Genomic DNA, 23677 nt, shown 5'->3' on the forward strand with positions numbered 1-23677 from the left:
CCCACCCCTTCCCCGAGGACATACCGACCGGTTAGTCTGCCGGTGCAATCGGCTGAGAGAGGCGGGACCGATGAGTACGGTGCAGGGCGCGGGCGTAGTGGTCACGGGGGCCGGAGGCGGCATCGGAGCCGCCCTGGCCCGCAGATTCGCCGCCGAGGGCGCACGGGTCGTGGTCAACGACGTCGACGAGGGCCGGATCAAGACGCTCGCCGAGGAGATCGGCGCCGTCCCGGTCGCCGGAGACGCCTCCCGGATCGTCGAAGCCGCCCGCGACGCGCTGGACGGCACGGTGGACGTGTACTGCGCCAACGCCGGCCTCGCCTCGCCCGGCGACGTCTTCGCCGACGAGGAGGTCTGGGCCGCCGCCTGGGACGTCAACGTGATGGCCCACGTCCGCGCGGCCAGGGCGCTGCTCCCCGACTGGCTGGAGCGCGGCAGCGGCAGGTTCGTCTCCACGGCCTCCGCGGCCGGACTGCTGACGATGATCGGCGCGGCGCCGTACAGCGTCACCAAGCACGGCGTGGTCGCCTTCGCGGAGTGGCTCTCCCTCACCTACCGCCACCGGGGCGTCAAGGTCCACGCGATCTGCCCGCAGGGCGTGCGCACGGACATGCTCACCGCCGCCGGATCGGCCGGGAAGCTCGTCCTCGCCCCCAGCGCCATCGAGCCCGAGGACGTCGCCGACGCCCTCTTCGACGCCATGGACGAGGACCGCTTCCTCGTCCTGCCGCACCCCGAGGTCGCCGGGTACTACCGGGCCCGCGCCAAGGACACCGACCACTGGCTCGGCAATATGAACCACCTCCAGCAGAAGTGGGAAGAGGCAGGCGCATGAGCGAGTCGATCTACGCGGCCAAGCCCTGGCTCGCGCTGCTCAGCGAGGCGCAGCGGGCCCCGGTCAGCCCCGCCGAGACCCTGGTGCACGCCTTCCGCGACTCAGCGGCCCGGGCCCCCGGCCATCCGGCGCTCGCCTACTTCGACGGCCGCCTCACCTATCGCGAGACCGGCGAACTCTCCGACTCGGTGGCCGGGCACCTCGCGGCTCGCGGCCTGGAGCGCGGCGACCGGGTCGCGATCATGCTGCAGAACTCCCCGCAGTTCGTCCTCGCGCTGCTCGGCGCCTGGAAGGCCGGGGCCACCGTCGTCCCGCTCAACCCGATGTACAAGTCGGCCGAGGTCGGGCACGTACTGAAGGACGCCGAGGTCACGGCGCTGATCTGCTCCGACCGGGCCTGGGAGGCGTATCTGCGGGACACCGCGGCCGCCGCCCCGGCCCTCCGGATCGCCGTCACCGCCTGCGAGCTGGACCTCCAGACGAAGAACGACGAGCGGGTGCTCGACTTCGACCGGCGGCCGCCCGCCGAGGACGCCGACGATCTGGTGACCGTCGCCCGCCAGGGCCTCGCGGCTCCCGCCGGCCGGGAGCCCGCCGCCGCCGACGTCGCGCTCATCAGCTACACCTCCGGGACCAGCGGCACCCCCAAGGGCGCCATGAACTCCCACGGCAACATCATGGTCAACGCCGAACGGCAGCGCACCGGCCACCCCGTCGCCGAGGGCTCCGCCTACTTCGCCCTGGCCCCGCTCTTCCACATCACCGGCATGGTCTGCCAGCTGGCCGCCTGCCTCGCCAACGCGGGCACCCTGGTCCTGGCCTACCGCTTCCACCCCGGCGTCGTCCTCGACGCGTTCGCCGAGCACCGCCCCGCGTACACCGTCGGCCCGTCCACCGCCTTCATGGCGCTGGCCGCGACCCCCGGGGTCACGCCCGAGCACTTCGCCTCCTTCCAGGTGATCTCCTCCGGCGGCGCACCCCTGCCGCCCGCACTCGTCGAGAAGTTCCGGACCGGCTTCGGTCCGTACATCCGCAACGGCTACGGCCTCACCGAGTGCACCGCGCCCTGCGCGTCCGTGCCGCCCGAGCGCGAGGCGCCCGTCGACCCGGTCTCCGGCACCCTCTCGGTCGGCGTGCCCGGCCCGGACACGGTCGTGCGGATCATCGACGAGAACGGGGCGGACGTTCCCTTCGGGGAGCAGGGCGAGATCGCGGTGCGCGGTCCCCAGGTCGTCTCCGGCTACTGGCGGCTGCCCGAGGCCACCGCCGCCGCCTTCCCCGACGGGGAGCTGCGTACCGGCGACATCGGCTTCATGGACCGCGAGGGCTGGCTCTACGTCGTCGACCGCAAGAAGGACATGATCAACGCCTCCGGGTTCAAGGTCTGGCCGCGCGAGGTGGAGGACGTCCTGTACACCCACCCCGCCGTGCGCGAGGCCGCCGTCGTCGGCGTCCCCGACGCCTACCGCGGCGAGACGGTCCGCGCCTACGTCAGTCTGCGGCCCGGCGCCTCGGTCCAACCCGGCGAATTGGGTGCGTACTGCAAGGAACGGCTCGCCGCGTACAAGTACCCGCGCGAAGTCGAGATCCTGGCGGAACTTCCCAAGACCGCAAGTGGGAAGATCCTCAGGCGGGAACTGCGTTCACCCCGCTAGAACCGGGTCCGGTTCACGCGTCTCACGGAAGGAAGGTGGCGGCTATGGCCAAGGCGACGGACGGGAGCGGTACCCCCGTCCCCCAGCGGCTGCTGGCCGCCGCCACCCGGCTCTTCGCCGAGCGGGGGTACGACCGCACCTCGGTCCAGGAGATCGTCGAGGCGGCCGGCGTGACCAAGGGCGCGCTCTACCACTACTTCGGCTCCAAGGAGGACCTCCTCCAGGAGGTCTACGCCCGGGTGCTGCGACTCCAGCAGGAGAGGCTGGACGCCTTCGCGGACGCCGACGCGCCGGTCGAGCAGCGGCTGCGCGAAGCCGCCGCGGACGTCGTCGTCACCACCATCGAGAACCTCGACGACGCCTCGATCTTCTTCCGCTCCATGCACCATCTGAGCCCGGAGAAGAACAAGCAGGTACGGGTCGAGCGGCGCCGCTACCACGAGCGCTTCCGCGCACTCGTGGAAGAGGGCCAGCGCAGCGGGGTGTTCTCCACGGCGACCCCGGCGGACCTGATCGTCGACTACCACTTCGGCTCGGTCCATCATCTGTCGACCTGGTACCGGCCGGACGGCCCGCTGACCCAGCAGGAGGTCGCCGACCACCTCGCCGACCTGCTGCTGCGCGCCCTGCGGCCGTAGGGCCTTTCCGGCGGGCCCGTTCGCACGGGCCCGCCGGGGGCTGTTCCCCGGTGCTGCTCCCCACAGGTGCGTGGAGGGGCCTCGGACGCGGAGCTGGACGCGTCGGATGCGTCAGGCGAAGTGGAAGAGCGCGGCGGCTTCGGCGGGCGTGGTCGCCTGGCGACGTCCGGGAACATCATGGACGGTGGTTGCGCCCTCGGAGCGGAGCCGGTCGGCGCCGGCGTCCCGGGTCATGAGGGCGGCGTAGGAACGGACGTCCGCGGCGGTGAGGTCCGTGCGGCCTCGCTCGGTGTACTGCTGGAGGAGGCCGGGGACGTCCGGGTCGAATCGCAGCATGGTCACCGGCGCGTCGAAGCGCCTGGCGAGGGCGATGAGCCGTGCGCGTGCCTGCGGCGTGACGTTCGTCGACTCGGCGACTGCGCTGCGCCCGGCGGCGAGCCTGGCGACGATCCTGCGGTCACGTTCCTCGAAGACGCGTGCGTCCGCCGCGTCGGATTCCGCTTCCGCAGATGAGGTGCCGAAGAGCTCAGCGCGAATCTCGTCGCTGGACACCACGGCTTCCGCGTCGATCTGCCGGCGCGTGATCAGCGCCTGAACGAAGCTGGTCTTGCCCGAGGCGGGTGGCCCGACGAGGAGGACGAGTCCTGCCGGCACCCGGATGGCCGGCGCGAGAGCGTTGAGGTAGAGGTCGCCCGCGCAGTCGAGGGCTTCCTCCGGGGAGCCGGCCGGCAGTCCGCTGGAAAGGATGTGGTCCCGGTAGCGGTCGTTGCCGGCCGGACAGAGGGCGAAGCCCCAGGTATGGAGTACGCCGGTAAAACGCAGTCGGCACAGCGGCAGGCTCTGCTCGCCGGGCAGCTCGGCTGCCACGTAGGCGAATCCTGCGCGGAAGCGGACCGTGAGGGCGTCCACGTGGGGCCAGCACTCCCGGGCGTGGCGGTTCAGACGCCGGCGCAGGTGGTGCTGCATCGATTCCGGGGGGTTCTTCGGCACGAGCCCCATCCTGCCGTGCCCCCGCGGCGGCCCGCCATGACCACGGGCCGTGACGGGCGGGCGACGGGCGGGGACAGCGGTGGCGGTGGCGGTCGCTGCGCGGGTCCGCGAGCGGTTGGTGCGGACAGCGGCCTCGGCGAAGCCTGCTTCGTGTCGGTCTCCGCCTCCCAGGCCGGCAGGATCCTGGCCGGGTCGCGACCCGAAGCCGCACCAGGTCCGTGGCCGGCTGCCCTGCCGGGACACCCCCGACCTCCGGCAGCGGGCGTCCGCGGGGTGCCCCCTCCTCCTCGATCCACCGCAGGGAACGGTGGTGCGCTCCCTCGACGGGAAGACCGCGATCGCCGCCCGTTCACGCGGCCATCTCAGCCTGACCCGCCGGGCCCTGCGGCACGGCGACTTCCGCAGCCGCACCGACCTGACCGAGAAGCTGGAGGCATACGTCATCGGGTCCGATGAGCCGCGCAAGCCCTGTCGAGGGACCCACGTAGGCACCCCTCTCAAGGCCGCACGACTTCAGCGGAGCAGCCCTAGAGGTACTTCTTGATCTCCCTGCGGGCCAGCGACCGCTGGTGCACCTCGTCCGGACCGTCCGCCAGCCGCAGCGTCCGCGCCGCCGCCCACAGCTCCGCCAGCGGGAAGTCCTGGCTGACCCCGCCCGCACCGTGCAGCTGCACCGCCTGGTCGAGGATCGAGACGACCGCACGCGGAGTGGCGATCTTGATGGACTGGATCTCGGTGTGAGCGCCGCGGTTGCCGACCGTGTCCATCAGCCAGGCGGTCTTCAGCACGAGCAGCCGCAGCTGCTCCACGGTGACCCGGGCGTCCGCGATCCAGTTCTGCACCACGCCCTGCTGGGCGAGCGGCTTGCCGAAGGCGGTACGGGCCACCGCGCGCCGGCACATCAGCTCGATGGCGCGCTCCGCCATGCCGATCAGGCGCATGCAGTGGTGGATACGGCCCGGACCCAGCCGCGCCTGGGCGATGGCGAAGCCGCCGCCCTCCTCGCCGATCAGGTTCGCCGCCGGCACCCGCACGTCCTCGAAGACCACCTCGGCGTGGCCGCCGTGGGAGTGGTCCTCGTAGCCGTACACCTGCATGGCGCGCTTCACCGTCAGGCCGGGGGTGTCGCGAGGGACCAGGATCTGCGACTGCTGGCGGCGGATGTCCTCGCCGTCCGGGTCGGTCTTGCCCATCACGATGAAGATCGCGCAGTCCGGGTTCATCGCCCCGGAGATGTACCACTTGCGCCCGTTGATGACATACGTGTCACCGTCCCTGGTGATCCGGGTCTCGACGTTGGTCGCGTCCGACGAGGCGACCTCCGGCTCCGTCATCGCGAACGCGGACCTGATCTCACCGGCCAGCAGCGGCTCCAGCCACTGCTTCTTCTGCTCCTCGGTGCCGAACTGGGCCAGCACCTCCATGTTCCCGGTGTCGGGGGCCGCGCAGTTCAGCGCGGTCGGCGCCAGGTGCGGCGAGCGGCCCAGGATCTCCGCCAGCGGGGCGTACTGGAGATTGGTGAGCCCGGCGCCGTACTCGGCGTCCGGCAGGAAGAGGTTCCACAGCCCCTGCCGGCGGGCCTCGGCCTTGAGGTCCTCGACGATTCTCGGGGTGTCCCAGGGCGACGCGAGTTCCGCGCGCTGCTCCTCCGAGATCTGCTCGGCCGGGTAGACGTGCTCGTCCATGAAGGTGAGCAGCTTGGCGCGCAGCTCTTCGGTACGGGCGTCGAATGCGAAGTCCATGGGGTGGGTCAGCCTTCCTGGAGGGTGGTGAGGCCGTGCTCGATGAAGACGGGGACGAGGTCGCCGATGCGGTCGAAGCCGCCGCCGACCGTCTGGCCCAGGGTGTAGCGGTAGTGGATGCCCTCCAGGATCACGGCGAGCTTGAACCAGGCGAACGCCGTGTACCAGGAGATCGCGGAGGTGTCCCGGCCGGAGCGGGCGGCGTAGCGCTCGATCAGCTCGGCGGGGGAGGGGTGGCCGGCCGCCCCGCTGGTGGTGGAGACGGGCGACTCGGGCAGGCCCAGGTCGGAGCTGTACATCACCAGCAGGCCGAGGTCGGTGAGCGGGTCGCCGAGGGTGGACATCTCCCAGTCGAGGACGGCCTTGATCTCGTCGTCGGACCCGAGGAGCACGTTGTCCAGGCGGTAGTCGCCGTGGATGACGGTGGGGGCGGGGGAGTGGGGCAGTTGCCGGCCGAGCGCCGCGTGCAGCTCGTCGATGCCGGGCAGTTCGCGGTTGCGGGAGGCGTCCAGCTGCTTGCCCCAGCGGCGCAGCTGCCGGTCGAGGAAGCCCTCGGGGCGCCCGAAGTCACCGAGGCCGACGGCCTGCGGGTCCACGGCGTGCAGCTCCACGAGGGTGTCGACGAGCCCCAGCACCGCCTTGCGGGTCCGCTCGGCGCCCAGCGGCGCCAGCTGTTCCGCCGTGCGGTACGGGGTGCCCTCGACGTACTCCATGACGTAGAAGGACGAGCCGATGACCGTGTCGTCCTCGCAGAGGAGGACCGGTTCGGGGACCGGGACGGCCGTCGGGTACAGCCCGCTGATCACCCGGTGCTCGCGCTTCATGTCGTGGGCGGTGGCCAGCACATGGCCCAGCGGCGGCCGGCGGACGACCCAGCGGCCGGCGCCCTCCGTGTCCGTGACGACGTAGGTCAGGTTGGAGCGGCCGCCCTCGATGAGCAGGGCGTCGAGCGGTCCGTTCACCAGACCCGGCCGCTCGCGGTCCAGATGTCCGCGCAAGCGGTCGAGGTCGAGACCTGGCGGATGGACTGGGCTCATCGTGGGCACCTCCGGGGTGGAAAAGCAGTCGGTGCTCATGATGCCGACCAGTCGGTATGTCGTCCAGTGAACTTCCGGAACCGGATGTGCGGAATCCGGTCCGAATGACGGCCGGGCCCTGGCACTCAGTCGTATCTCTGAATAGAGTTCACGTATGGATACTGCACTGCTGATCGACGAAGTCCGGCTGACCCCGATCCTCATCGCCGACCCGCCGCTCCTCAACACCCAGGGCGTGCACCAGCCCTACACCCCGCGGCTCATCGTGGAGGTCGTCACCCGGGGCGGAGTGACCGGCATCGGGGAGACCTACGGCGACGGCAAGTACCTCGACCTGGCCGAACCCCTCGCCGCGGCCCTGGCCGGACGCCCGGTCAGCGATGTGAACGGCCTCTTCGCCCTTGCCGAAGAGGTGTGCGGAGATTCACGCGCGGCCGACGAACGGGTCGACGCGGGCGGTCTGCGCGGCGTCCAGACCGCGGACAAGCTGCGCCTCTCCGTGGTCTCCGGCTTCGAGGTCGCCTGTCTGGACGCCCTGGGCAAGTCCCTCGGCCTGCCGGTGCACGCACTGCTCGGCGGCAAGGTCCGCGACAGCGTCGAGTACAGCGCCTACCTCTTCTACCGCTGGGCCGGGCACCCGGACGGCGGCGAGGACGACGACTGGGGCGCGGCCCTCGACCCGGCCGGAGTCGTCGCCCAGGCCCGGCGCTTCGCCCGCGAGTTCGGCTTCTCCTCCTTCAAGCTGAAGGGCGGCGTCTTCCCGCCCGACGAGGAGATCGCCGCGGTCCGCGCCCTGGCCGAGGCGTTCCCCGGACAGCCGCTGCGGCTGGATCCCAACGGAGCCTGGTCCGTCGAGACCTCGCTGTACGTCGCCGAGCAGCTGAAGGACGTGCTCGAATACCTGGAGGACCCGGCGAGCGGCACGGAGCTGATGGCCGCCGTGGCGGCCGGCACCGACGTCCCGCTGGCCACGAACATGTGCGTCACCACGCTCGCCGAGGTGCCCGAGGCCTTCGCCCGCGGCGCCGTCCAGGTCGTCCTCTCCGACCACCACTACTGGGGCGGGCTGCACCGCACCCGCGAACTGGCCGGGATCTGCCGCACCTACGGCGTCGGCCTGTCCATGCACTCCAACACCCACCTCGGGATCAGCCTCGCCGCCATGACGCACGTGGCGGCCACCGTCCCCAACCTCGACTACGCCTGCGACAGCCACTACCCGTGGCAGACCGAGGACGTCATCACCACCCGCCACGTCTTCGAGGACGGCCGGCTCACCGTCTCCGACGCCCCGGGCCTCGGCGTCGAACTCGACCGGGAACGCCTGGCCGTACTGCACCGCCGCTGGCTCGACGACGACGGCACGATGCGCGAGCGCGACGACGCCGCCGCGATGCGCAAGGCCGAGCCGGACTGGGCGACTCCCGCGATCCCGCGCTGGTGAAGGCGGGTACGCCGGGCCCGGGCCGGTCCGACTTGCGGGCGCCCCGCCGCGCCGCGAATGTCGGTGTATGAAGGCGATCAGCTACAGCAGCTACGGCGGGACCGACGTTCTGGAGTACGGGGAGCGCCCCGACCCCAAGGTCGGCCCCGACAGCGTTCTGGTGAAGGTACGGGCCGCGGCCGTCAACCCGGTCGACCGGGCCGCCCGCGAGGGACACCTCGACTCCGCCCTGGACACGGTCTTCCCGGTGATCCCCGGCTGGGACGTCTCCGGGGTCGTCGTCCAGCCCGGCGTCGCCGTCAACGAGTTCGCCGTCGGCGACGAGGTCATCGGGTACGTGCGGGAGGACTTCCTCAGCCGCGGCACCTTCGCCGAGTACGTGGCCGCGCCCGTGCGCACCCTCGCACGCAAGCCGCTGAGCCTGAGCTTCGAGGAGGCGGCGGGCCTGCCCCTGGCCGGCCTCACCGCCTACCAGGTGCTCCACCGCTCGCTGGGCATCGGCGACGGCGACACGGTCCTGGTCCATGCGGCGGCGGGCGGCGTCGGCTCGATCGCCGTGCAGCTCGCCCGCCACGCCGGATGCCGGGTCATCGGCACCGCGAGCGAGCGCAACCACGACCATCTGCGCCGGCTCGGCGCGGAGCCCGTGGCGTACGGGGACGGGCTGGCGGACCGGTTGCGGGCGCTCGCCCCCGACGGGATCGACGCCGCCTTCGACACCGTGGGCGGTCAGGCGCTGCGGGTGTCCGCCGAGACGCTCGCGCCGGACGGGCGCCTGGCGTCGATCGTGGACAGCGAGGTGTTCTCGTACGGCGGCACGTACGCGTTCGTGCGGCCCGACGCCAAGGACCTGGCCCATCTGGCCGAACTGGCCGAGCAGGGCATCGTCTCGGTCCATGTGGACCGGGTCTTCCCCCTGGCGGAGACGGCGGAGGCCCACCGGCTCAACGCCGAGGGGCGCACCCGCGGGAAGATCGTCGTCACCGTCGACTGGGAGAGCGAGGACTGACCGCCCCAAGGCGGATCAGAACAGCATGGCCGCGGCGAACGCGGCCAGCGCGACGGTGCACGCCGCCGCCGTCAGCGCCGCACGCGCGCCGAGCGGCTGCGGTCGCGCGGCGCCCATGCCCTGCACCCGCCGGTTCGCCACCCTCAGGAACCCCAGCCAGGCGAGCACGCTCAACGCCAGCGCGACCACTCCGGCCGTGGTGATCCCGCCGTGCAGCGCCTGCTTCCCGGCCAGCAGCGCCACCACCGTGCACGACAGCGTCGTACGCCGCCATGCCAGCCTGGTCCGCTCGGGCTGGAGCCCCGGGTCCCGCTCCCCGGCGGTCACCGGCCCTCCCAGCCGAAGAGGACCACCACCACCATCACCACGGCCACCACGGCGACCGCCAGGCCCAGCAACGTCGGGAAGCGCGACACCGGCAGGTCCTCCCCGCGCCGCATCGCCCGCTCGCACCGCACCCAGTGGTTGACGGCCCGCAGCGCACAGAGCACCCCGGCCGCCAGCAGGGCGAGCGCCAGGCCCGCGCGGACGCCCCACGCCAGCTCCGGCAGGAACTGGTCGACCGCGAAACCGCCGCCGATCAGGGCGAGAGCCGTCCGGATCCAGGCGAGGAACGTCCGCTCGTTGGCGAGCGAGAAGCGGTAGTCGGGAGTGTCGCCCTCTTCGCGGATCCGCTGCGGCGCGAACCACAGCCGCAGACCCCGCACGAATTCCTTCACGTGAGGACCTTAAGGGCTGTCCCGCACCCGGGGCGGTCTCAGGCCGACCGGAACGCCCGGAGCCGCCGGTAGCCCTCCAGCCCGTCCGGCACCCAGTCCCAGTCGCCGAGCCGCTGCTCCAGCTCCGCGTCGGTGAGGAAGGTGTGCCAGGCGACCTCCTCGACCTGCGGCCGCACCGGCAGCACGCACCGCACCCGGTACACGTACGACCACCAGCTGTGGCCGCCGCCCTCGTAGAGGAACTTGAACAGCGGCTCCGGACGGGGCAGGCCCGTGACGCCCAGCTCCTCCTCGGCCTCCCGCAGCGCGGCCTCGTCGTAGGACTCACCGGCGCCGACGACCCCGCCGACGAACATGTCGTAGTGGGATGGGAAGACGAGCTTGGCAGCGGTCCTGCGGTGCACGAAGACCCGGCCCTCGGCGTCGCGGGCCTCGATGAACACGCAGCGGTGGCGCAGGCCCCGCGCGGTCGCCTCGCCGCGCGGGGCCTGCCCCACCACCTCGTCGTTCTCGTCGACGATGTCCAGGATCTCGTCAGAGGGATTCATGGCCCCCATCCAACATCAGCGCCGGCACGCCCGTGACGGGCAGCCCTCAGTGCGGCTGGAGGCTCTGCGTACGGCGTCCGCCCACGGGCCCCTCCGGCATCGCCGGGTGCAGCCCGAGCAGCACGATCCCGCCCACGATCGCCGCCAGCCCGGCCGCCTGCCAGGCCAGGGCGCCGGTGTCGGTGCGCACCTGGTCGCCCAGGAAGCCGATCCCGCAGGCGATCCCGGCCAGCGGCTGGGCCGCGGTCAGGGCCGGCAGCGACAACCGCAGCGGGCCCGTCTCGAACGCGCTCTGCACGAGGATCAGTCCCGTGACCCCCAGCACCAGCACCGCGTACGGCTGCCAGCTGGTGACGAACCCCGCCCAGCCCCCATCCGAGAGCCGCTGCCCGCTGACCCGGGTGAGGCCGTCCTGGAGTCCGTACAGCAGTCCCGCCGCCACCGCGAGCAGTGCGGGGGACACCCCCGACCGGGCGCGCTTGGCGAACGCGGTCAGCAGCAGGGCGAGCCCCACCACCACGCCGATCACCAGCCAGTGCCGCAGCGGACTGGACACCGCCTCCCCGCCCTGGGGCTCGCCCGCCACCAGGAAGGCGGCGACTCCGCCGGCCAGCAGCCAGAGCCCGGCCCAGCCCTGCCGGCCCAGCCGCTGACCGGTGCGGTGACGGGACAGGGCCATCGCGAAGAGCAGATTCGTGGCCAGGAGCGGTTCGACGACGGAGACCTCGCCCTTCCCCAGGGCCAGGGCGCCCAGCACCATGCCGCAGACCATCAGCCCGATGCCGGCCAGCCAGCTGCGCACCCGCATCAGGTCCAGCAGCAGCCGGGGGGAGAGGTAGTCGCTCCTCGGGGCGTGGCTCGCGGCGGCCTGCTGCAGCACGAAGCCGAACCCCAGACAGCAGGCCGCACTCACGGCGAGCACGAGGACCAGCACCGACACGCGTCTCCACCCCAAGTCAGGCCGGAAGAGGGTGATTTGTTTCGACGATAGCGCCTGGGGCCCGCCGGTGCGGCCGGAGTGCGGCCGACCGGGCGGTTGACGCCGGAGCGGCCGGTACCGAAGATCTGACGCACGAGTAACTTCGCGAGCGGCCGTACGGGTGACGTGCGGTCCTTCCGCCGGACCGCCGCCCGGTCGGCCCCGACAAGGATGGAACCCATGGCGTACGACGCTGATGTGATCGTGATCGGGGCAGGACTCGCGGGGCTGGTCGCCACCGCGGAACTCGTCGACGCGGGCCGTTCCGTGATCCTCCTCGACCAGGAACCCGAGCAGTCGCTCGGCGGCCAGGCGCACTGGTCCTTCGGCGGCCTCTTCCTCGTCGACTCGCCCGAACAGCGCCGCATGCGGATCAAGGACAGCCATGAGCTGGCCCTCCAGGACTGGTTCGGCACGGCGGGCTTCGACCGCAAGGAGGACCACTGGCCGAAGAAGTGGGCCGAGGCGTACGTCGATTTCGCCGCCGGCGAGAAGCGTTCCTGGCTGCACGCCCAGGGCGTCCGGTTCTTCCCCGTGGTCGGCTGGGCCGAGCGCGGCGGCTACGACGCGAACGGCCACGGAAACTCCGTCCCCCGCTTCCACATCACCTGGGGCACCGGCCCCGGCGTCGTCGCCCCCTTCGAGCGGCGCGTGCGCGAGGGCGTCGCCAAGGGCCTCGTCAGCTTCCGCTTCCGCCACCGCGTCACCGGACTCGGCCGCACCGGGGGCACCGTCGACACCGTGAGCGGCGAGATCCTGGAGCCCAGCGACGCGGCCCGGGGCACCGCGAGCAGCCGCGGGACGGCCGGCGCCTTCGAGCTCAGGGCCCAGGCGGTGATCGTCACCTCCGGCGGCATCGGCGGCAACCACGACCTCGTACGCGAGCAGTGGCCCGCACGGCTCGGCACCCCGCCCGCCAAGATGCTCTCCGGTGTCCCCGCCCACGTGGACGGGCTGATGCTCGGCATCACCGAGGAGGCGGGCGCCCACCACATCAACCGCGACCGGATGTGGCACTACACGGAGGGCATCGAGAACTGGAACCCGATCTGGGCCAGGCACGGCATCCGCATCCTGCCCGGCCCGTCCTCGCTCTGGCTGGACGCCCGCGGCAAGCGGCTGCCCGTCCCGCTCTTCCCGGGCTTCGACACGCTCGGCACCCTCGAACACATCATGCGCAGCGGCCACGACTACACCTGGTTCGTCCTGGACCAGAAGATCATCGGCAAGGAGTTCGCGCTCTCCGGCTCCGAACAGAACCCCGATCTGACCGGCAAGTCCGTCCGCGACGTGATCGGCCGGGCCCGTGCGGACGTGCCCCGGCCGGTGAAGGCGTTCATGGAGCGGGGCGCGGACTTCGTCGTCGAGAAGGACCTCGGCGCCCTGGTCCGCGGCATGAACGCCCTCACCGGCGAAGCGCTCATCGACGAGGACGAGCTGCGCCGCGAGATCACCGCCCGCGACCGGGAGATCGCCAACCCGTTCACCAAGGACCTCCAGATCACCGCGATCAGAGGCGCCCGCACCTACCTCGGCGACAAGCTCATCCGCACGGCCGCGCCGCACCGCATCCTCGACCCCAAGGCCGGCCCGCTGATCGCCGTACGGCTCAACATCCTGACCCGCAAGTCGCTCGGCGGGCTGGAGACGGACCTGTCCTCCCGGGTCCTCACCGCCGACGGCGCCCCCCTGGCGGGCGTGTACGCGGCCGGCGAGGCGGCCGGCTTCGGCGGCGGCGGGGTACACGGCTACCGCTCCCTGGAGGGCACCTTCCTCGGCGGTTGCATCTTCTCCGGCCGGGCGGCGGGCCGGGCGGCGGCGGAGGCCGTCGGCTGAGCGTGGTGCGGCACTTCCGCGCGTCCGTCCGGTGGGGTTCGGAGCCCTCGGGCGTGCGGAAACGCCGGATCCGGGCATGAGTGGAGGATGCCAGGAGTAGCCGAACCCGTCCTCAAACTCGTCCGGCGCACGACCGAACCCGTGGCGGCGCAGATCCTGCGCTCCACGGGCGCGGCGGTGATCGCCTACGTCGTGGCCACCGCGACGCTGAGCGAGCCCGCGCCCTTGACCGCACCGCTGACCGCGCTGCTCGTCGTCCAGGTCACCCTCTACGCCACCGTCAACATGGGGATCAAACGCGTCAACGCCGTGGTCGTCGGCGTCCTCATCGCGAGCGGCTTCAGCGCCCTGGTCGGCCTGTCCTGGTGGAGCCTCGGGGTGACGATCTTCACCGCGCTGATCATCGGCAGACTGGTACGGGTCGACGAATTCGTCCCCGAGGTGGCGATCAGCGCCATGCTGGTCCTCGGCGTCACCTCCGTGGCCGCGATGGCCTGGGAGCGCGTGTTCGAGACGCTGATCGGCGCGGGCGTGGGCCTGCTGTTCAACCTGCTGTTCGCCCCGCCCGTATGGGTGCAGTCCGCGGGGGCGTCCATCGACGGACTGGCCCGCGAGATGGGGCAGATGTTCCGCGACCTGGGCAGCGACCTCGCCCGGCCGGTCACCGTCGCGGAGGCGGCCGAGCGACTGCACCGGGCCCGTCGTCTCGACCACGACATCGTCGAGGTGGACGCCTCCCTGCAGCAGGCCGAGGAAAGCCTCATGTACAACCCGAGGGTCCGGCAGGGACTGCTCCACCGCGTGGTGCTGCGGACCGGGCTGGACACGCTGGAGATCTGCGCGGTCGTCGTGCGGGTGCTCTCCAGGACGCTGACCGACCTCGCGAAGGACCGGGTCGACGAACCCCTGTTCCCCGCCGAGGTCGCCGCCCACATCACGGAATTGTTCGAACAGATGGCGGGGGCCATCGAAAGCTTCTCGGTGCTCATCACCACCCCCGTGGCCGCCAGCGCGGAGGAGGCCGAGGAACGGCTCGCCGACGCGCTCACCGCCAGCCGGACGACCCGCGACCGGGTGGCGGACATGCTGCTGGCCGCCGTCCAGGAACACCCCAGGAAGTGGCAGCTGCACGGGGCCCTGCTCGCCGAGGTGGACCGCATCCTGGACGAGCTGGACATCGAGAAGCGCGCCGAGCGCCTGGGCCAGGAACTCGACCGCCGTTCGGCCGACCTGCACGAGCGCCACCCCCGGCTGCTCGCGTTCCGGCGCCGGCTGGGCCTCGTCAAGGGCGCGGCCCAGGAGAAGAGGGCCGAGGTCGAGGTCGAGGTGCTGTGAACCCGGGCCGGCCGCGCCGGCTCAGTCCCGCGCGCCGTCCGGGCCGATGCGCTCGACCACCCGGAAGCGCTCGGCGACGATCATCGTGTCGTCGTCCACGGTGAACTCGGGGTCGCCGAGCGCCTCCCGCATCTCCTCGCTGTGCCAGAACCGTTCGTGGCCCGCCCGCCACTCGGCGACCGACGCGTAGCCCTCGCCCTCGTCCAGCGCGTGCTGGAGGCCGACGTCGGCGAGTCGCAGCACCCGCACCTCGGTCACCTCGAGCACCGCGATCTCCCGCCCGTCCGAATCGATGAGGGCGGACCGCTCACCGACCGGAGGCAGCTCCTCCTTCTCGATCTCGTACTCCACGAGCAGGCCGGAGGTCGACACCTTGCGCCCGTCCAGGACCGCCGCGACCAACTGGTCGCGCAGCGGGCCGGGGAAGGCGAGCAGGAAGGGCTTGAGCGCTTCGCGGTTCGGCATGGCGCCAGTCTGGCATCCGTCCCGCGCCCGCCGTGCGGAGATTCTGACGGGTCGGTGACGTCCGGGCGCAGCCCCTGGCGTCCGGGAGTCGGGGGTGCTCGAATCGGGGGGTGAACAGTTCCCCCTCCGCCGACGGCCCGGAAGCGGCCGGACCGGTCCCCGGGCCGGCCGGCCCCGACGGTGTCGGCACCCCGGTCGGCCGCCGCCTGGTCCTGAGCATGCTCGGCCTCGGCGCCGCCGGGCTCGTCGCCGCCCCCGTACTGCAGCGGACCCTCGAATCCGGCCTCGGCGCGCTCTCCGACAAGGACCCCACCGGACTGACCGGTCTGCTGCCCAACGGCGGCGGCTTCCGCTACTACTCCGTCGCCACTTCGGTTCCGGAGAAGAGCGCGGCCGACTACCGGCTGACCGTCGACGGCCTGGTCGACCGCCCGGCCACGTACACCCTGGACGCCCTGAAGCGCATGGAGCAGACCCGCATGGTCCGGGACGTCCAGTGCGTCACCGGCTGGCGGGTGCCCGAGACGCCCTTCGAGGGCGTACGGCTCTCCGTCCTGCTGGACGCGGCGGGGGTGGGGCCGGGGGCGAAGGCCGTCCGGTTCACCTGCTTCGACGGGGCGTACACCGAGAGCCTCACCCTCGACCAGGCCCGCCGGGCCGATGTGCTGGTCGCGCTGCGGATGCAGGACCGGCCGGTGTCCCACTCCCACGGCGGGCCGGTCAGGCTCTACGTGGCCCCGATGTACTTCTACAAGTCGGCGAAATGGCTCTCCGGGATCACCGTCACGGACTCGGTTCGCCCCGGTTACTGGGAGAAGCTCGGATATGACGTCGACGCCTGGGTCGGCCGGTCCAACGGCCGCGACGATGCCCCCACGACCTGAGGCGGCCGGCCGGGTGCGCCGGTTCAGCGGCCCGGTGCGGTGGGTGCACCGCACCACGGCGGCGCTGACGCTCCTGTGCGTGGCGACGGCGGCCTGTCTGTACGTGCCGCAGCTCGCCGAACTCGTCGGGCGCCGCCATCTCCTGGTCACCGTGCACGAGTGGTCCGGGCTGCTCATCCCCGTACCGCTGCTGGCAGGACTCGTCGCGCGGTCGCTGCGGGCGGACCTGCGCCGGCTCAACCGCTTCGGGCCGCACGACCGGCAGTGGCTGCGGGCGGTACGCCGCCGTGACCACCGGCCCGGGTCCCGCCCGGCCGGGAAGTTCAACGCCGGACAGAAGCTGTACGCGGCGTGGATCGCGGGAGCGGTGCTCGTCATGGCGGGCACCGGGCTGCTGATGTGGTTCACGGGTCTCGCCCCGCTGATGTGGCGGACCGCCGCGACCTTCGTCCACGACTGGCTGGCGCTCGCCGTCGGCCTCGTGCTGGGCGGGCACATCGCGATGGCGCTCAAGGACCCGGAGGCACGCCGTGGCATGCGCACCGGGTCCGTCGAGCGCCGATGGGCCCGCCGCGAGCACCCGCTGTGGCAGGAGCCCGCGGCGCCGGGGGAGCGGCTAGAGCACCAGTGACAGAAGCAGGATGAAGGCCAGCGAGACGACGGAGATGATCGTCTCCATCACCGACCAGGTCTTCACGGTCTGGCCGACGTCCATGCCGAAGTACTCCTTCACCAGCCAGAACCCCGCGTCGTTGACGTGGCTGAAGAAGAGCGAGCCCGCGCCGACGGCGAGGACCAGCAGGGCGGCGTGCGAGGTCGACATGTCGGCGGCCAGGGGAGCCACCAGACCGGCCGCCGAGATGGTGGCCACCGTCGCCGAGCCGGTCGCGAGCCGGATGCCGACGGCGATCAGCCAGCCGAGCAGCAGCGCCGGGATCGACCAGTTCTCGGAGAACTCCAGGATCATCTGACCCACACCGGCGTCGATGAGCGTCTGCTTGAAACCGCCGCCCGCGCCCACGATGAGCAGCACGCCGGCGATCGGGGCGAGGGACTTCTCCACGGTGGTGGAGAGCCGGGCCTTGGTGAATCCGGCCGCCCGGCCCAGTGTGAACATGCCCACGATGACGGCGGCGAGCAGGGCGATCAGCGGCGAGCCGATCACATCGGTGACCCGCTGGAGGCCCTGCTCCGGGTCGTCCACCACGATGTCGACCAGTGCCTTGACCAGCATCAGGACGACGGGCAGCAGGATCGTCGCCAGCGTGGCGCCGAAGCTCGGCCGGCGGTCCAGGTCCTCGGACGGGCGCTGCGGGATCATCTTCTCCGGCGCCTTGATGTCCACCCAGCGGGCGGCGTAGCGGGAGAAGACCGGGCCGGCGATGATCACCGTCGGGACGGCGACCAGGACGCCGAGGGCCAGTGTGACGCCCAGGTTGGCGCCGAGGGCGTCGATCGCCACCAGGGGGCCGGGGTGCGGGGGGATGAGCCCGTGCATCACGGAGAGTCCGGCCAGGGCCGGGATGCCGATCCGCATCAGGGAGTAGTTGCCGCGCTTGGCGACGAGCAGCACCACCGGGATCATCAGCACGATCCCGACCTCGAAGAACAGCGGCAGGCCGATGATCGAGGCGATCAGGACCATGGCCCACGGCATGGCCCGCTTGCTCGCCTTCGCGAGGATCGTGTCGACGATCTGGTCCGCGCCGCCGGAGTCGGCGAGCAGCTTGCCCAGGATCGCGCCGAGCGCGATGAGGACGCCGACGCCCGCCACGGTCGAGCCGAGGCCCGCGGTGAAGCTGGCTATCGTCTTCGCCGGCGCCGCGCCGGCGAACGAACCGAGGGCCAGCGAGCCGATGGTCAGCGCGAGGAACGCGTGCATCTTGAACTTGGTGATGAGCAGGACGATGACGGCGATGCCCGCCAGGACGGCGATGCCCAGCTGCGCGTTGCCGGCCGAAGTGATCGGTTCGACGGCGTCCGCTGCCAGCATCTCGACGCTGAGACGTGTCACGGTGAAGATCCTTAGCTATCGAGCCGGCGCAACGCGGCGACGGCTCGCTGGGTGATTTCCTGGGGGGTGCCGGACACATCCACGGTCACGCCGGCCTCGTCGTCCTCAAGGGGCTGGAGGGTGGCGAACTGCGAGTCGAGGAGTGCGGTCGGCATGAAGTGGCCCTTGCGGGCCGCCATCCGTTCCTCGATGAGCGACCGGTCGCCGCTCAGATGAAGGAAGACGGCGCCGGGGGCCTCGCTGCGCAGCCGGTCGCGGTAGGCGCGCTTCAGCGCGGAACTGCTGACGACGCCGCCGAGCCCCGCCCGGCCGTGCGCCCACTGCCCGATCGCGTCGAGCCAGGGCCACCGGTCCGCATCGTCCAGGGGGGTGCCGGCCGTCATCTTGGCGATGTTGGCCGGGGGATGGAAGTCGTCGCCCTCGGCGTACGGGACGCCCAGTTCGGCGGCGAGCAGGGGGCCGATCGTGGTCTTGCCGGTCCCTGCGACGCCCATCACCACAACGACGTGGGGGGTGCTCATTACGGTGCCTCGCTGTCTTCTTCGATGTCGTCCTCGACACCGGTCCGTCGCGCTACTGAAACCTATACGTACGACTTATTCAAGATGCTGTGACATAAACGTCGTACTTTTCATTCCTGCCGGGGTGGCGGCAGGGCTTCCCGGAGCGGTTTCCCGAGCCTGCCCCCGTACGCTTGGCCCATGACCACACAGAGCCAGGGACTGCATACGCATGTGCTGGACGCCCTGGGTCTGGAGATCGCCGCGGGTGAGCACCCGCCCGGCCAGGTCCTGCGCACGGACGAACTCGCCCAGCGCTTCGACGTGTCCCGCACGGTCGTCCGCGAAGTGATCCGGGTCCTGGAGTCCATGCACCTGGTCGAGTCCCGGCGCCGCGTCGGCGTGACCGTGAGGCCGACCGAGACGTGGAACGTCTACGATCCGCAGGTCATCCGGTGGCGGCTGGCCGGCGCGGACCGCCCGCGGCAGCTGCGCTCGCTGACCGTCCTGCGCTCGGCGATCGAACCCGTCGCCGCCTCGCTCGCCGCCCGCAACGCCACCGCCCGGCAGTGCGCCGAACTCACCGAGCGGGCTCTCGGCATGGTCGCCACGTCACGCGGCCAGCAGCTGGAGGGGTACCTGGAGCACGACATCGCGTTCCACCGGATCATCCTCAACGCCTCCGGCAACGAGATGTTCGCCCGCCTCGGCGACGTCGTGGCCGAGGTCCTGGCGGGGCGCACCCACCACCAGGTCATGTTCGAGGACCCGGACCCGGCCGCCGTCACCCTCCACGTCCGGCTCGCCGAGGCGGTCCGCGAGGGCGACGCCCCCGCCGCCGAGCGGCTGACGAAGGAGATCGCGGTGGGCGCTCTGCACGAACTGGACGTCCTCGCGCCCTGAGCCGGCCCCCTAACGCCTGACGTGCTGCAACCGTGCCGCGGCCGCGGCCAGCATCATCTCCAGCGCCGCCGGATACCCGCTGCGGCTCATCTCCGCCACCAGCACCGGCGCGGTCGCCGCGATGTTCGGGTGGGTGTGCGCCGGCTGCCGGGCGTAGACATCCGGCCAGGCCTGCACCTCCTGCTCCCTGGCCCGATCCGGCAGCGCCAGCGTCGAGGCGTCCAGCGCGGCGAACGACAGCGTCTGATCGACGAAGACGTGGTAGATCCGCACCGCCTCCGCATCCGGGAACCCCGCGCCGCGCAGCACGCCGAGGATCGCCTCCACCGACCGGATCTCATGGGTCCGTCCGGTCACCCGCGCGCAGGTCAGCATCGCCGCCCGCGGGTGGGCCAGATAGTCCGCGTGCATCCGCAGCCCCAACGACCGCAGATCGGCCCGCCAGTCACCCGTCGGCCGCCAGTTGCGCAGCGTCCGCCCGATCAGCTCGTCGGCCACCGCGAGCAGCAGCTCGTCCGTGTCGCGGAAGTACCGGTAGAGCGCGCTCGGGTCGCACCCCAGGGCGGCGCCGAGCCTGCGCACCGTGAGCGCCGCCGCCCCGTGCTCCCCGATCAGCCGCAGCGCCGTCTCCACGATCAACTGCTCGGACAGCACGGTGCCCTGCTTGGTGGGACGCCTGCGGCGCCGCGCGCCCTCCGGCACCACCCGCTCGCTCGCCTTCATGCGGGGACCTTATGACAACAGCGTTGACGTGCGGAACCCCCGGGGAGTTCGATGTGCCGCCATCGGGGCCGAAGAGCGCCCCTCGGTGAAGGAGCGACCGTGACGTCCTCTCGTACTTCCTGCGGCGACGGGCCACCCGGAACGGCACAGGCGCCGGCGGCCCTGCGCAAGAGCCTCGGTGTGGTGGACGGGTTCGCCATCGCGGCCTCGTCGACCGCGGCCACCACCAGCATCGGCATCGGACTCGGCGTCACCGCCACCGCCGTAGGGCTGCACCTCCCGGTCATCATGCTGCTCGCCTTCCTCCCGATCCTGGGCATCGCGAGCGCCTACTCCCGGCTCAACCGCGTCGAGCCGAACATGGGCAGCGGCTACGTCTGGGCCGGCCGCTCGCTCAACCCCTGGCTCGGCTTCCTCGTGGGGTGGATCGGCATCGTCTCCACGATCGTGTTCCTCGCCTACACCACCACGGTCACCGGCTCCGCTCTGCTCCAACTCGCGGGCGAGGCCGGGCTGCACGAGCTCCCCGGGCTCCGGCTCGACCCCGACTCCACCGCACAGTCGACCGCGCTCGGCATCGTCGTCCTGGTCGCCGTCACCTTCACCGCGGTCACCGGCCTCCGGTCGGCCGCCACGTTCCAGAAGTACCTCCTGGTCTTCGAGTACGCCGTCCTGCTCGGCTTCTGCGGGTACGGCCTGTTCGCCGGCTCGCAGCCCTTCAGCCTCGACTGGCTCAACCCGTTCACCATCCCCTCCTTCGAACAGCTCGCCCAGGGACTCCTGCTCTCCGTCTTCTGCTTCTGGGGATTCGAGTCCACCTTCAGCGTCACCGAGGAGATCCGGGACCCGCAGGACGCCTCCAAGGCCGGGTTCCTCACGCTCTTCACGATGCTGGGCCTGTTCCTGCTCGGCTCCTTCGCCTTCCAGCGCGTCCTTTCGCTCGACGAGCTGACCGCCCACGGCGCCCAGGGGCTCACCTACTTCGGCACCCGGCTGGCCGATCAGCCGCTCGCCGCCCTGCCGTTGACCGCCCTCACCCTGTCGGCCGTGGCGTCCCTGCAGTCCGGGGTGATCCCGACGGTGCGCGGCATGTTCGCCATGGGCCGCGACCGCACGCTCGGACCCCTGTGGACCAGAGTCAGCCCGCGTTACGGAACTCCCGCCGCCGGTACCGTCGCGGTCGGCTGCGTCGCCGCCGCGATAGCCGTGCTCTCCCTCGTCATCCCGAAGGTCGGAGACCTGATCCTGGCGTCCGTCAACGCGATCGGGGTCGTCGTGTCGGTCTACTACGCCCTGACCGCGCTGGCCGCCGCGTCGCGCTTCCGCGGCTCGTTCCGGGAGAGCTGGTCCCTGGCGGTGCGGACGGTGGTGCTCCCCGTGACCAGCGCCCTCGTCCTGCTCGCGCTCGGCGGCTACCTCTGCTGGACCTTCGCCACCTCCGCCGACCACTTCGAGATCAGCCCGGACAACGGCTGGTTCATGCTCCTCTGCCCCGCCCTCATCCTGCTGACCGGCGTCGTCGCGGCCGCCTGGGCCAAGTGGGCCAGGAAATCCCCCTACTTCGTCACCGGCCGCTCGGTGCCTCCGGACGCCCTCGTGGAACCCGCCCCCGGCCCCGCCTGAATCCCGCTCACCACCCAGCAGCCCCCGCCACCCCGACGGAACGGAACCACCATGCCCCGCACTCCCGCCGACCTCGTCTTCACCGGCGGTCCCGTCCACACCACCGACGCCGCCCGCACCCGCGCCACCACCGTCGCCGTCACCGGCGACCGGATCACGGCGGTCGGCCACGACGAGGTGCGCGCACTCATCGGCCCGCGCACCGAGGTGGTGGACCTCGCCGGACGCCTCCTGCTCCCCGGCTTCCAGGACGCCCACATCCACCCGGTCGCCGCCGGGCAGGAACTCGCGCAGTGCGACCTCACCGGCGCCGGCGACGCCACCGCCACCCTCGCCGCCGTACGGGCCTACGCCGACGCCAACCCGGAACGCGAATGGATCACCGGCGGCGGCTGGTCGATGGACGCGTTCGAGGGCGGCGCCCCCACCCGGCAGCAGCTCGACACCGCCGTGCCGGACCGCCCCGCCTGCCTGGTCAACCGCGACCACCACGGCGCCTGGGCCAACAGCAGGGCCCTCGCCCTCGCGGGCATCACCGCCCACACCCCCGACCCGGCCGACGGCCGCATCGAACGCGACGAGCGGGGCGAACCCACCGGGCTCCTCCAGGAGGGCGCCATGGACCTGGTCGCCCGCCACGCCCCCCGCTCCACCGCCGCCGACCGGCTCGCCGGGCTCCTGCGCGCGCAGCGCCTGCTCCACGCCTACGGCATCACCGCCTGGCAGGACGCCATCGTCGGCTCCTACGGCTCGATGGACGACGTGGCCGACGCCTACCTCACCGCCGACCGGGACGGCTCTCTCACCGCCCGCGTCACCGGAGCACTGTGGTGGGACCGCGAGCACGGAACCGAACAGATCCCCGGACTCGTCGCCCGGCGCGAGGCGCTGACCGGCCGGAACTTCCGCGCCGGATCGGTGAAGATCATGCAGGACGGGGTGGCCGAGACCGGCACCGCCGCCCTCCTCGCCCCGTACCTCGACGCCTGCGGCTGCGCCACGGCCAACAGCGGCACCAGCTTCGTCGACCCGCTCGACCTGCGCCGGTACGTCACCGAGCTGGACGCCCTCGGCTTCCAGACCCACTTCCACGCGCTGGGCGACCGGGCGGTGCGCGAGGCCCTGGACGCCGTCGAGGCCGCCCGGGCCGCCAACGGCCGCACCGGCACCCGTCCCCACCTCGCCCACCTCCAGATCGTCCACCCCGACGACATCCCCCGCTTCCGCGCGCTCGGCGCCACCGCCAACATCCAGCCGCTCTGGGCCGCCCACGAACCCCAGATGGACGAGCTGACCATCCCCTTCCTCGGCCGCGAACGGGCCGCGCTCCAGTACCCGTTCGCCGCCCTGCTGCGCTCCGGCGCCACCGTCGCCGCCGGCTCCGACTGGCCCGTCAGCAGCGCCGATCCGCTGCACGGCATCCACACGGCCGTCAACCGCGTCGTACCCGGCGGCGACCACAGCAGGGTCTTCCTCCCGGAGCAGCGCATCTCGCTGACCGACGCGCTGGCCGCGTACACGGCGGGCTCGGCGTACGTGAACCACCTGGACGACACCGGCAGCATCCGGACCGGCGCCCTCGCCGACCTCGTGGTCCTGGACCGCGACCCCTACGCCGCGCCGCCCGAGGAGATCGCCGAGACGCGGGTCGTGGCGACGTACGTGGGCGGCCGGCGGGTGTACGGGGACTGACCCGGGCACACCCCGGCAGGACGGTGGTGCGCCAACGCGGCGCACCACCGGGGCCTTCCGCACCGCGTACGGTTGTTCGTGATCGATCTCGGGAGAAGTCGTGAAT

General features: G+C 72.0%; 23 protein-coding genes. 12 read left to right on the forward strand and 11 right to left on the reverse strand.

Annotated elements, in window-relative coordinates; genetic code table 11:
• Nucleotides 1-70: 70 nt before the first annotated feature.
• The 3 genes from E6R60_RS21250 to E6R60_RS21260 are packed head-to-tail and all read left to right on the forward strand — an operon-like array spanning nucleotide 71 to nucleotide 3128.
• Entirely contained in the window at nucleotides 71-835 is a 765-nt protein-coding gene (locus E6R60_RS21250) for an SDR family oxidoreductase (RefSeq protein ID WP_136328197.1), read from the forward strand.
• Nucleotides 832-2490 (forward strand): AMP-binding protein, encoded by a 1659-nt coding sequence (locus E6R60_RS21255; protein ID WP_136328198.1) that lies wholly within the window; start codon nucleotides 832-834, stop codon nucleotides 2488-2490. The genes E6R60_RS21250 and E6R60_RS21255 overlap by 4 nt, the downstream gene beginning before the upstream one ends.
• Nucleotides 2491-2534: 44 nt before the next feature.
• Nucleotides 2535-3128, forward strand: coding sequence for a TetR/AcrR family transcriptional regulator (locus tag E6R60_RS21260; protein ID WP_136328199.1), 594 nt, complete (start codon nucleotides 2535-2537; stop codon nucleotides 3126-3128).
• A 111-nt stretch (nucleotides 3129-3239) separates the two neighbouring features.
• Here the strand turns inward: E6R60_RS21260 and E6R60_RS37495 are convergent, their stop codons facing one another.
• The 3 genes from E6R60_RS37495 to E6R60_RS21275 all read right to left on the reverse strand — a co-directional run bounded on the left by E6R60_RS37495 (nucleotide 3240) and on the right by E6R60_RS21275 (nucleotide 6897).
• Nucleotides 3240-4118 (reverse strand): ATP-binding protein, encoded by an 879-nt coding sequence (locus tag E6R60_RS37495; protein ID WP_136328200.1) that lies wholly within the window; start codon nucleotides 4116-4118, stop codon nucleotides 3240-3242.
• Between the two features lie 527 nt (nucleotides 4119-4645).
• Nucleotides 4646-5860: an acyl-CoA dehydrogenase family protein gene (locus tag E6R60_RS21270; RefSeq protein WP_136328201.1), complete on the reverse strand. Its 1215-nt coding sequence runs from the start codon at nucleotides 5858-5860 to the stop codon at nucleotides 4646-4648.
• An 8-nt stretch (nucleotides 5861-5868) separates the two neighbouring features.
• Nucleotides 5869-6897 carry a phosphotransferase family protein gene (locus E6R60_RS21275; protein ID WP_136328202.1) on the reverse strand — a complete coding sequence of 343 codons (1029 nt, stop codon included), beginning with the start codon at nucleotides 6895-6897 and terminating at the stop codon, nucleotides 5869-5871.
• Between the two features lie 154 nt (nucleotides 6898-7051).
• Between E6R60_RS21275 and E6R60_RS21280 the strand changes: the two genes are divergently transcribed.
• Both E6R60_RS21280 and E6R60_RS21285 read left to right on the forward strand, forming a co-directional pair.
• Nucleotides 7052-8341, forward strand: a complete 1290-nt coding sequence (locus E6R60_RS21280; protein ID WP_136328203.1) for a glucarate dehydratase family protein — start codon at nucleotides 7052-7054, stop codon at nucleotides 8339-8341.
• 67 nt (nucleotides 8342-8408) lie between these two features.
• A complete protein-coding gene (locus E6R60_RS21285; RefSeq protein ID WP_136328204.1) occupies nucleotides 8409-9350 on the forward strand; it encodes an NADP-dependent oxidoreductase in 942 nt (313 codons plus the stop codon).
• A gap of 15 nt (nucleotides 9351-9365) precedes the next feature.
• On the opposite strand, the gene E6R60_RS21290 is transcribed toward E6R60_RS21285, so the two are convergent.
• The 4 genes from E6R60_RS21290 to E6R60_RS21305 are packed head-to-tail and all read right to left on the reverse strand — an operon-like array spanning nucleotide 9366 to nucleotide 11557.
• Nucleotides 9366-9677: a DUF202 domain-containing protein gene (locus E6R60_RS21290; protein WP_136328205.1), complete on the reverse strand. Its 312-nt coding sequence runs from the start codon at nucleotides 9675-9677 to the stop codon at nucleotides 9366-9368.
• Nucleotides 9674-10069 (reverse strand): DUF202 domain-containing protein, encoded by a 396-nt coding sequence (locus E6R60_RS21295; RefSeq protein ID WP_136328206.1) that lies wholly within the window; start codon nucleotides 10067-10069, stop codon nucleotides 9674-9676. Before E6R60_RS21295 ends, E6R60_RS21290 begins: the two co-directional genes overlap by 4 nt.
• A 38-nt stretch (nucleotides 10070-10107) precedes the next feature.
• The gene (locus E6R60_RS21300; protein WP_136328207.1) at nucleotides 10108-10617 is read right to left on the reverse strand and encodes an NUDIX domain-containing protein; all 510 of its coding nucleotides are present in this window, start codon (nucleotides 10615-10617) and stop codon (nucleotides 10108-10110) included.
• A gap of 46 nt (nucleotides 10618-10663) precedes the next feature.
• Entirely contained in the window at nucleotides 10664-11557 is an 894-nt protein-coding gene (locus tag E6R60_RS21305) for a DMT family transporter (protein ID WP_136328208.1), read from the reverse strand.
• Nucleotides 11558-11776: 219 nt separating this feature from the next.
• Here E6R60_RS21305 and E6R60_RS21310 point away from each other — a divergent pair, with 219 nt between their 5' ends.
• Nucleotides 11777-13432, forward strand: a complete 1656-nt coding sequence (locus E6R60_RS21310) for an FAD-binding dehydrogenase (protein ID WP_136328209.1) — start codon at nucleotides 11777-11779, stop codon at nucleotides 13430-13432.
• 87 nt (nucleotides 13433-13519) lie between these two features.
• A complete protein-coding gene (locus tag E6R60_RS21315; protein ID WP_136328210.1) occupies nucleotides 13520-14767 on the forward strand; it encodes an aromatic acid exporter family protein in 1248 nt (415 codons plus the stop codon).
• A 21-nt stretch (nucleotides 14768-14788) separates the two neighbouring features.
• Here the strand turns inward: E6R60_RS21315 and E6R60_RS21320 are convergent, their stop codons facing one another.
• Nucleotides 14789-15232: an ASCH domain-containing protein gene (locus tag E6R60_RS21320; RefSeq protein WP_136328211.1), complete on the reverse strand. Its 444-nt coding sequence runs from the start codon at nucleotides 15230-15232 to the stop codon at nucleotides 14789-14791.
• A gap of 218 nt (nucleotides 15233-15450) precedes the next feature.
• On the opposite strand from E6R60_RS21320, the gene E6R60_RS21325 reads away from it, so the two are divergent.
• Both E6R60_RS21325 and E6R60_RS21330 read left to right on the forward strand, forming a co-directional pair.
• A complete protein-coding gene (locus tag E6R60_RS21325; RefSeq protein WP_168713657.1) occupies nucleotides 15451-16116 on the forward strand; it encodes a molybdopterin-dependent oxidoreductase in 666 nt (221 codons plus the stop codon).
• Complete coding sequence (locus tag E6R60_RS21330; protein WP_168713651.1) at nucleotides 16100-16747, forward strand: cytochrome b/b6 domain-containing protein; 648 nt, start codon at nucleotides 16100-16102, stop codon at nucleotides 16745-16747. The genes E6R60_RS21325 and E6R60_RS21330 overlap by 17 nt, the downstream gene beginning before the upstream one ends.
• Here the strand turns inward: E6R60_RS21330 and E6R60_RS21335 are convergent.
• Together E6R60_RS21335 and E6R60_RS21340 are read right to left on the reverse strand one after the other, a co-directional pair.
• Nucleotides 16733-18130 (reverse strand): gluconate:H+ symporter, encoded by a 1398-nt coding sequence (locus tag E6R60_RS21335; protein ID WP_136328213.1) that lies wholly within the window; start codon nucleotides 18128-18130, stop codon nucleotides 16733-16735. The genes E6R60_RS21330 and E6R60_RS21335 overlap by 15 nt on opposite strands.
• An 11-nt stretch (nucleotides 18131-18141) precedes the next feature.
• Nucleotides 18142-18651, reverse strand: coding sequence for a gluconokinase (locus tag E6R60_RS21340; RefSeq protein ID WP_136328214.1), 510 nt, complete (start codon nucleotides 18649-18651; stop codon nucleotides 18142-18144).
• 180 nt (nucleotides 18652-18831) lie between these two features.
• Here E6R60_RS21340 and E6R60_RS21345 point away from each other — a divergent pair, with 180 nt between their 5' ends.
• Nucleotides 18832-19533 (forward strand): FCD domain-containing protein, encoded by a 702-nt coding sequence (locus tag E6R60_RS21345; RefSeq protein WP_136328215.1) that lies wholly within the window; start codon nucleotides 18832-18834, stop codon nucleotides 19531-19533.
• A 9-nt stretch (nucleotides 19534-19542) separates the two neighbouring features.
• Here E6R60_RS21345 and E6R60_RS21350 read toward each other — a convergent pair whose 3' ends face one another.
• Entirely contained in the window at nucleotides 19543-20256 is a 714-nt protein-coding gene (locus E6R60_RS21350; RefSeq protein ID WP_136328216.1) for a TetR family transcriptional regulator, read from the reverse strand.
• Nucleotides 20257-20355: 99 nt separating this feature from the next.
• On the opposite strand from E6R60_RS21350, the gene E6R60_RS21355 reads away from it, so the two are divergent.
• Nucleotides 20356-21879 (forward strand): APC family permease, encoded by a 1524-nt coding sequence (locus tag E6R60_RS21355; protein WP_240802641.1) that lies wholly within the window; start codon nucleotides 20356-20358, stop codon nucleotides 21877-21879.
• A 51-nt stretch (nucleotides 21880-21930) separates the two neighbouring features.
• Complete coding sequence (locus tag E6R60_RS21360; protein ID WP_136328218.1) at nucleotides 21931-23571, forward strand: amidohydrolase; 1641 nt, start codon at nucleotides 21931-21933, stop codon at nucleotides 23569-23571.
• Nucleotides 23572-23677 lie beyond the last annotated feature (106 nt).

This window comes from Streptomyces sp. A0642, assembly GCF_004795105.1.
Lineage (GTDB): Bacteria > Actinomycetota > Actinomycetes > Streptomycetales > Streptomycetaceae > Streptomyces.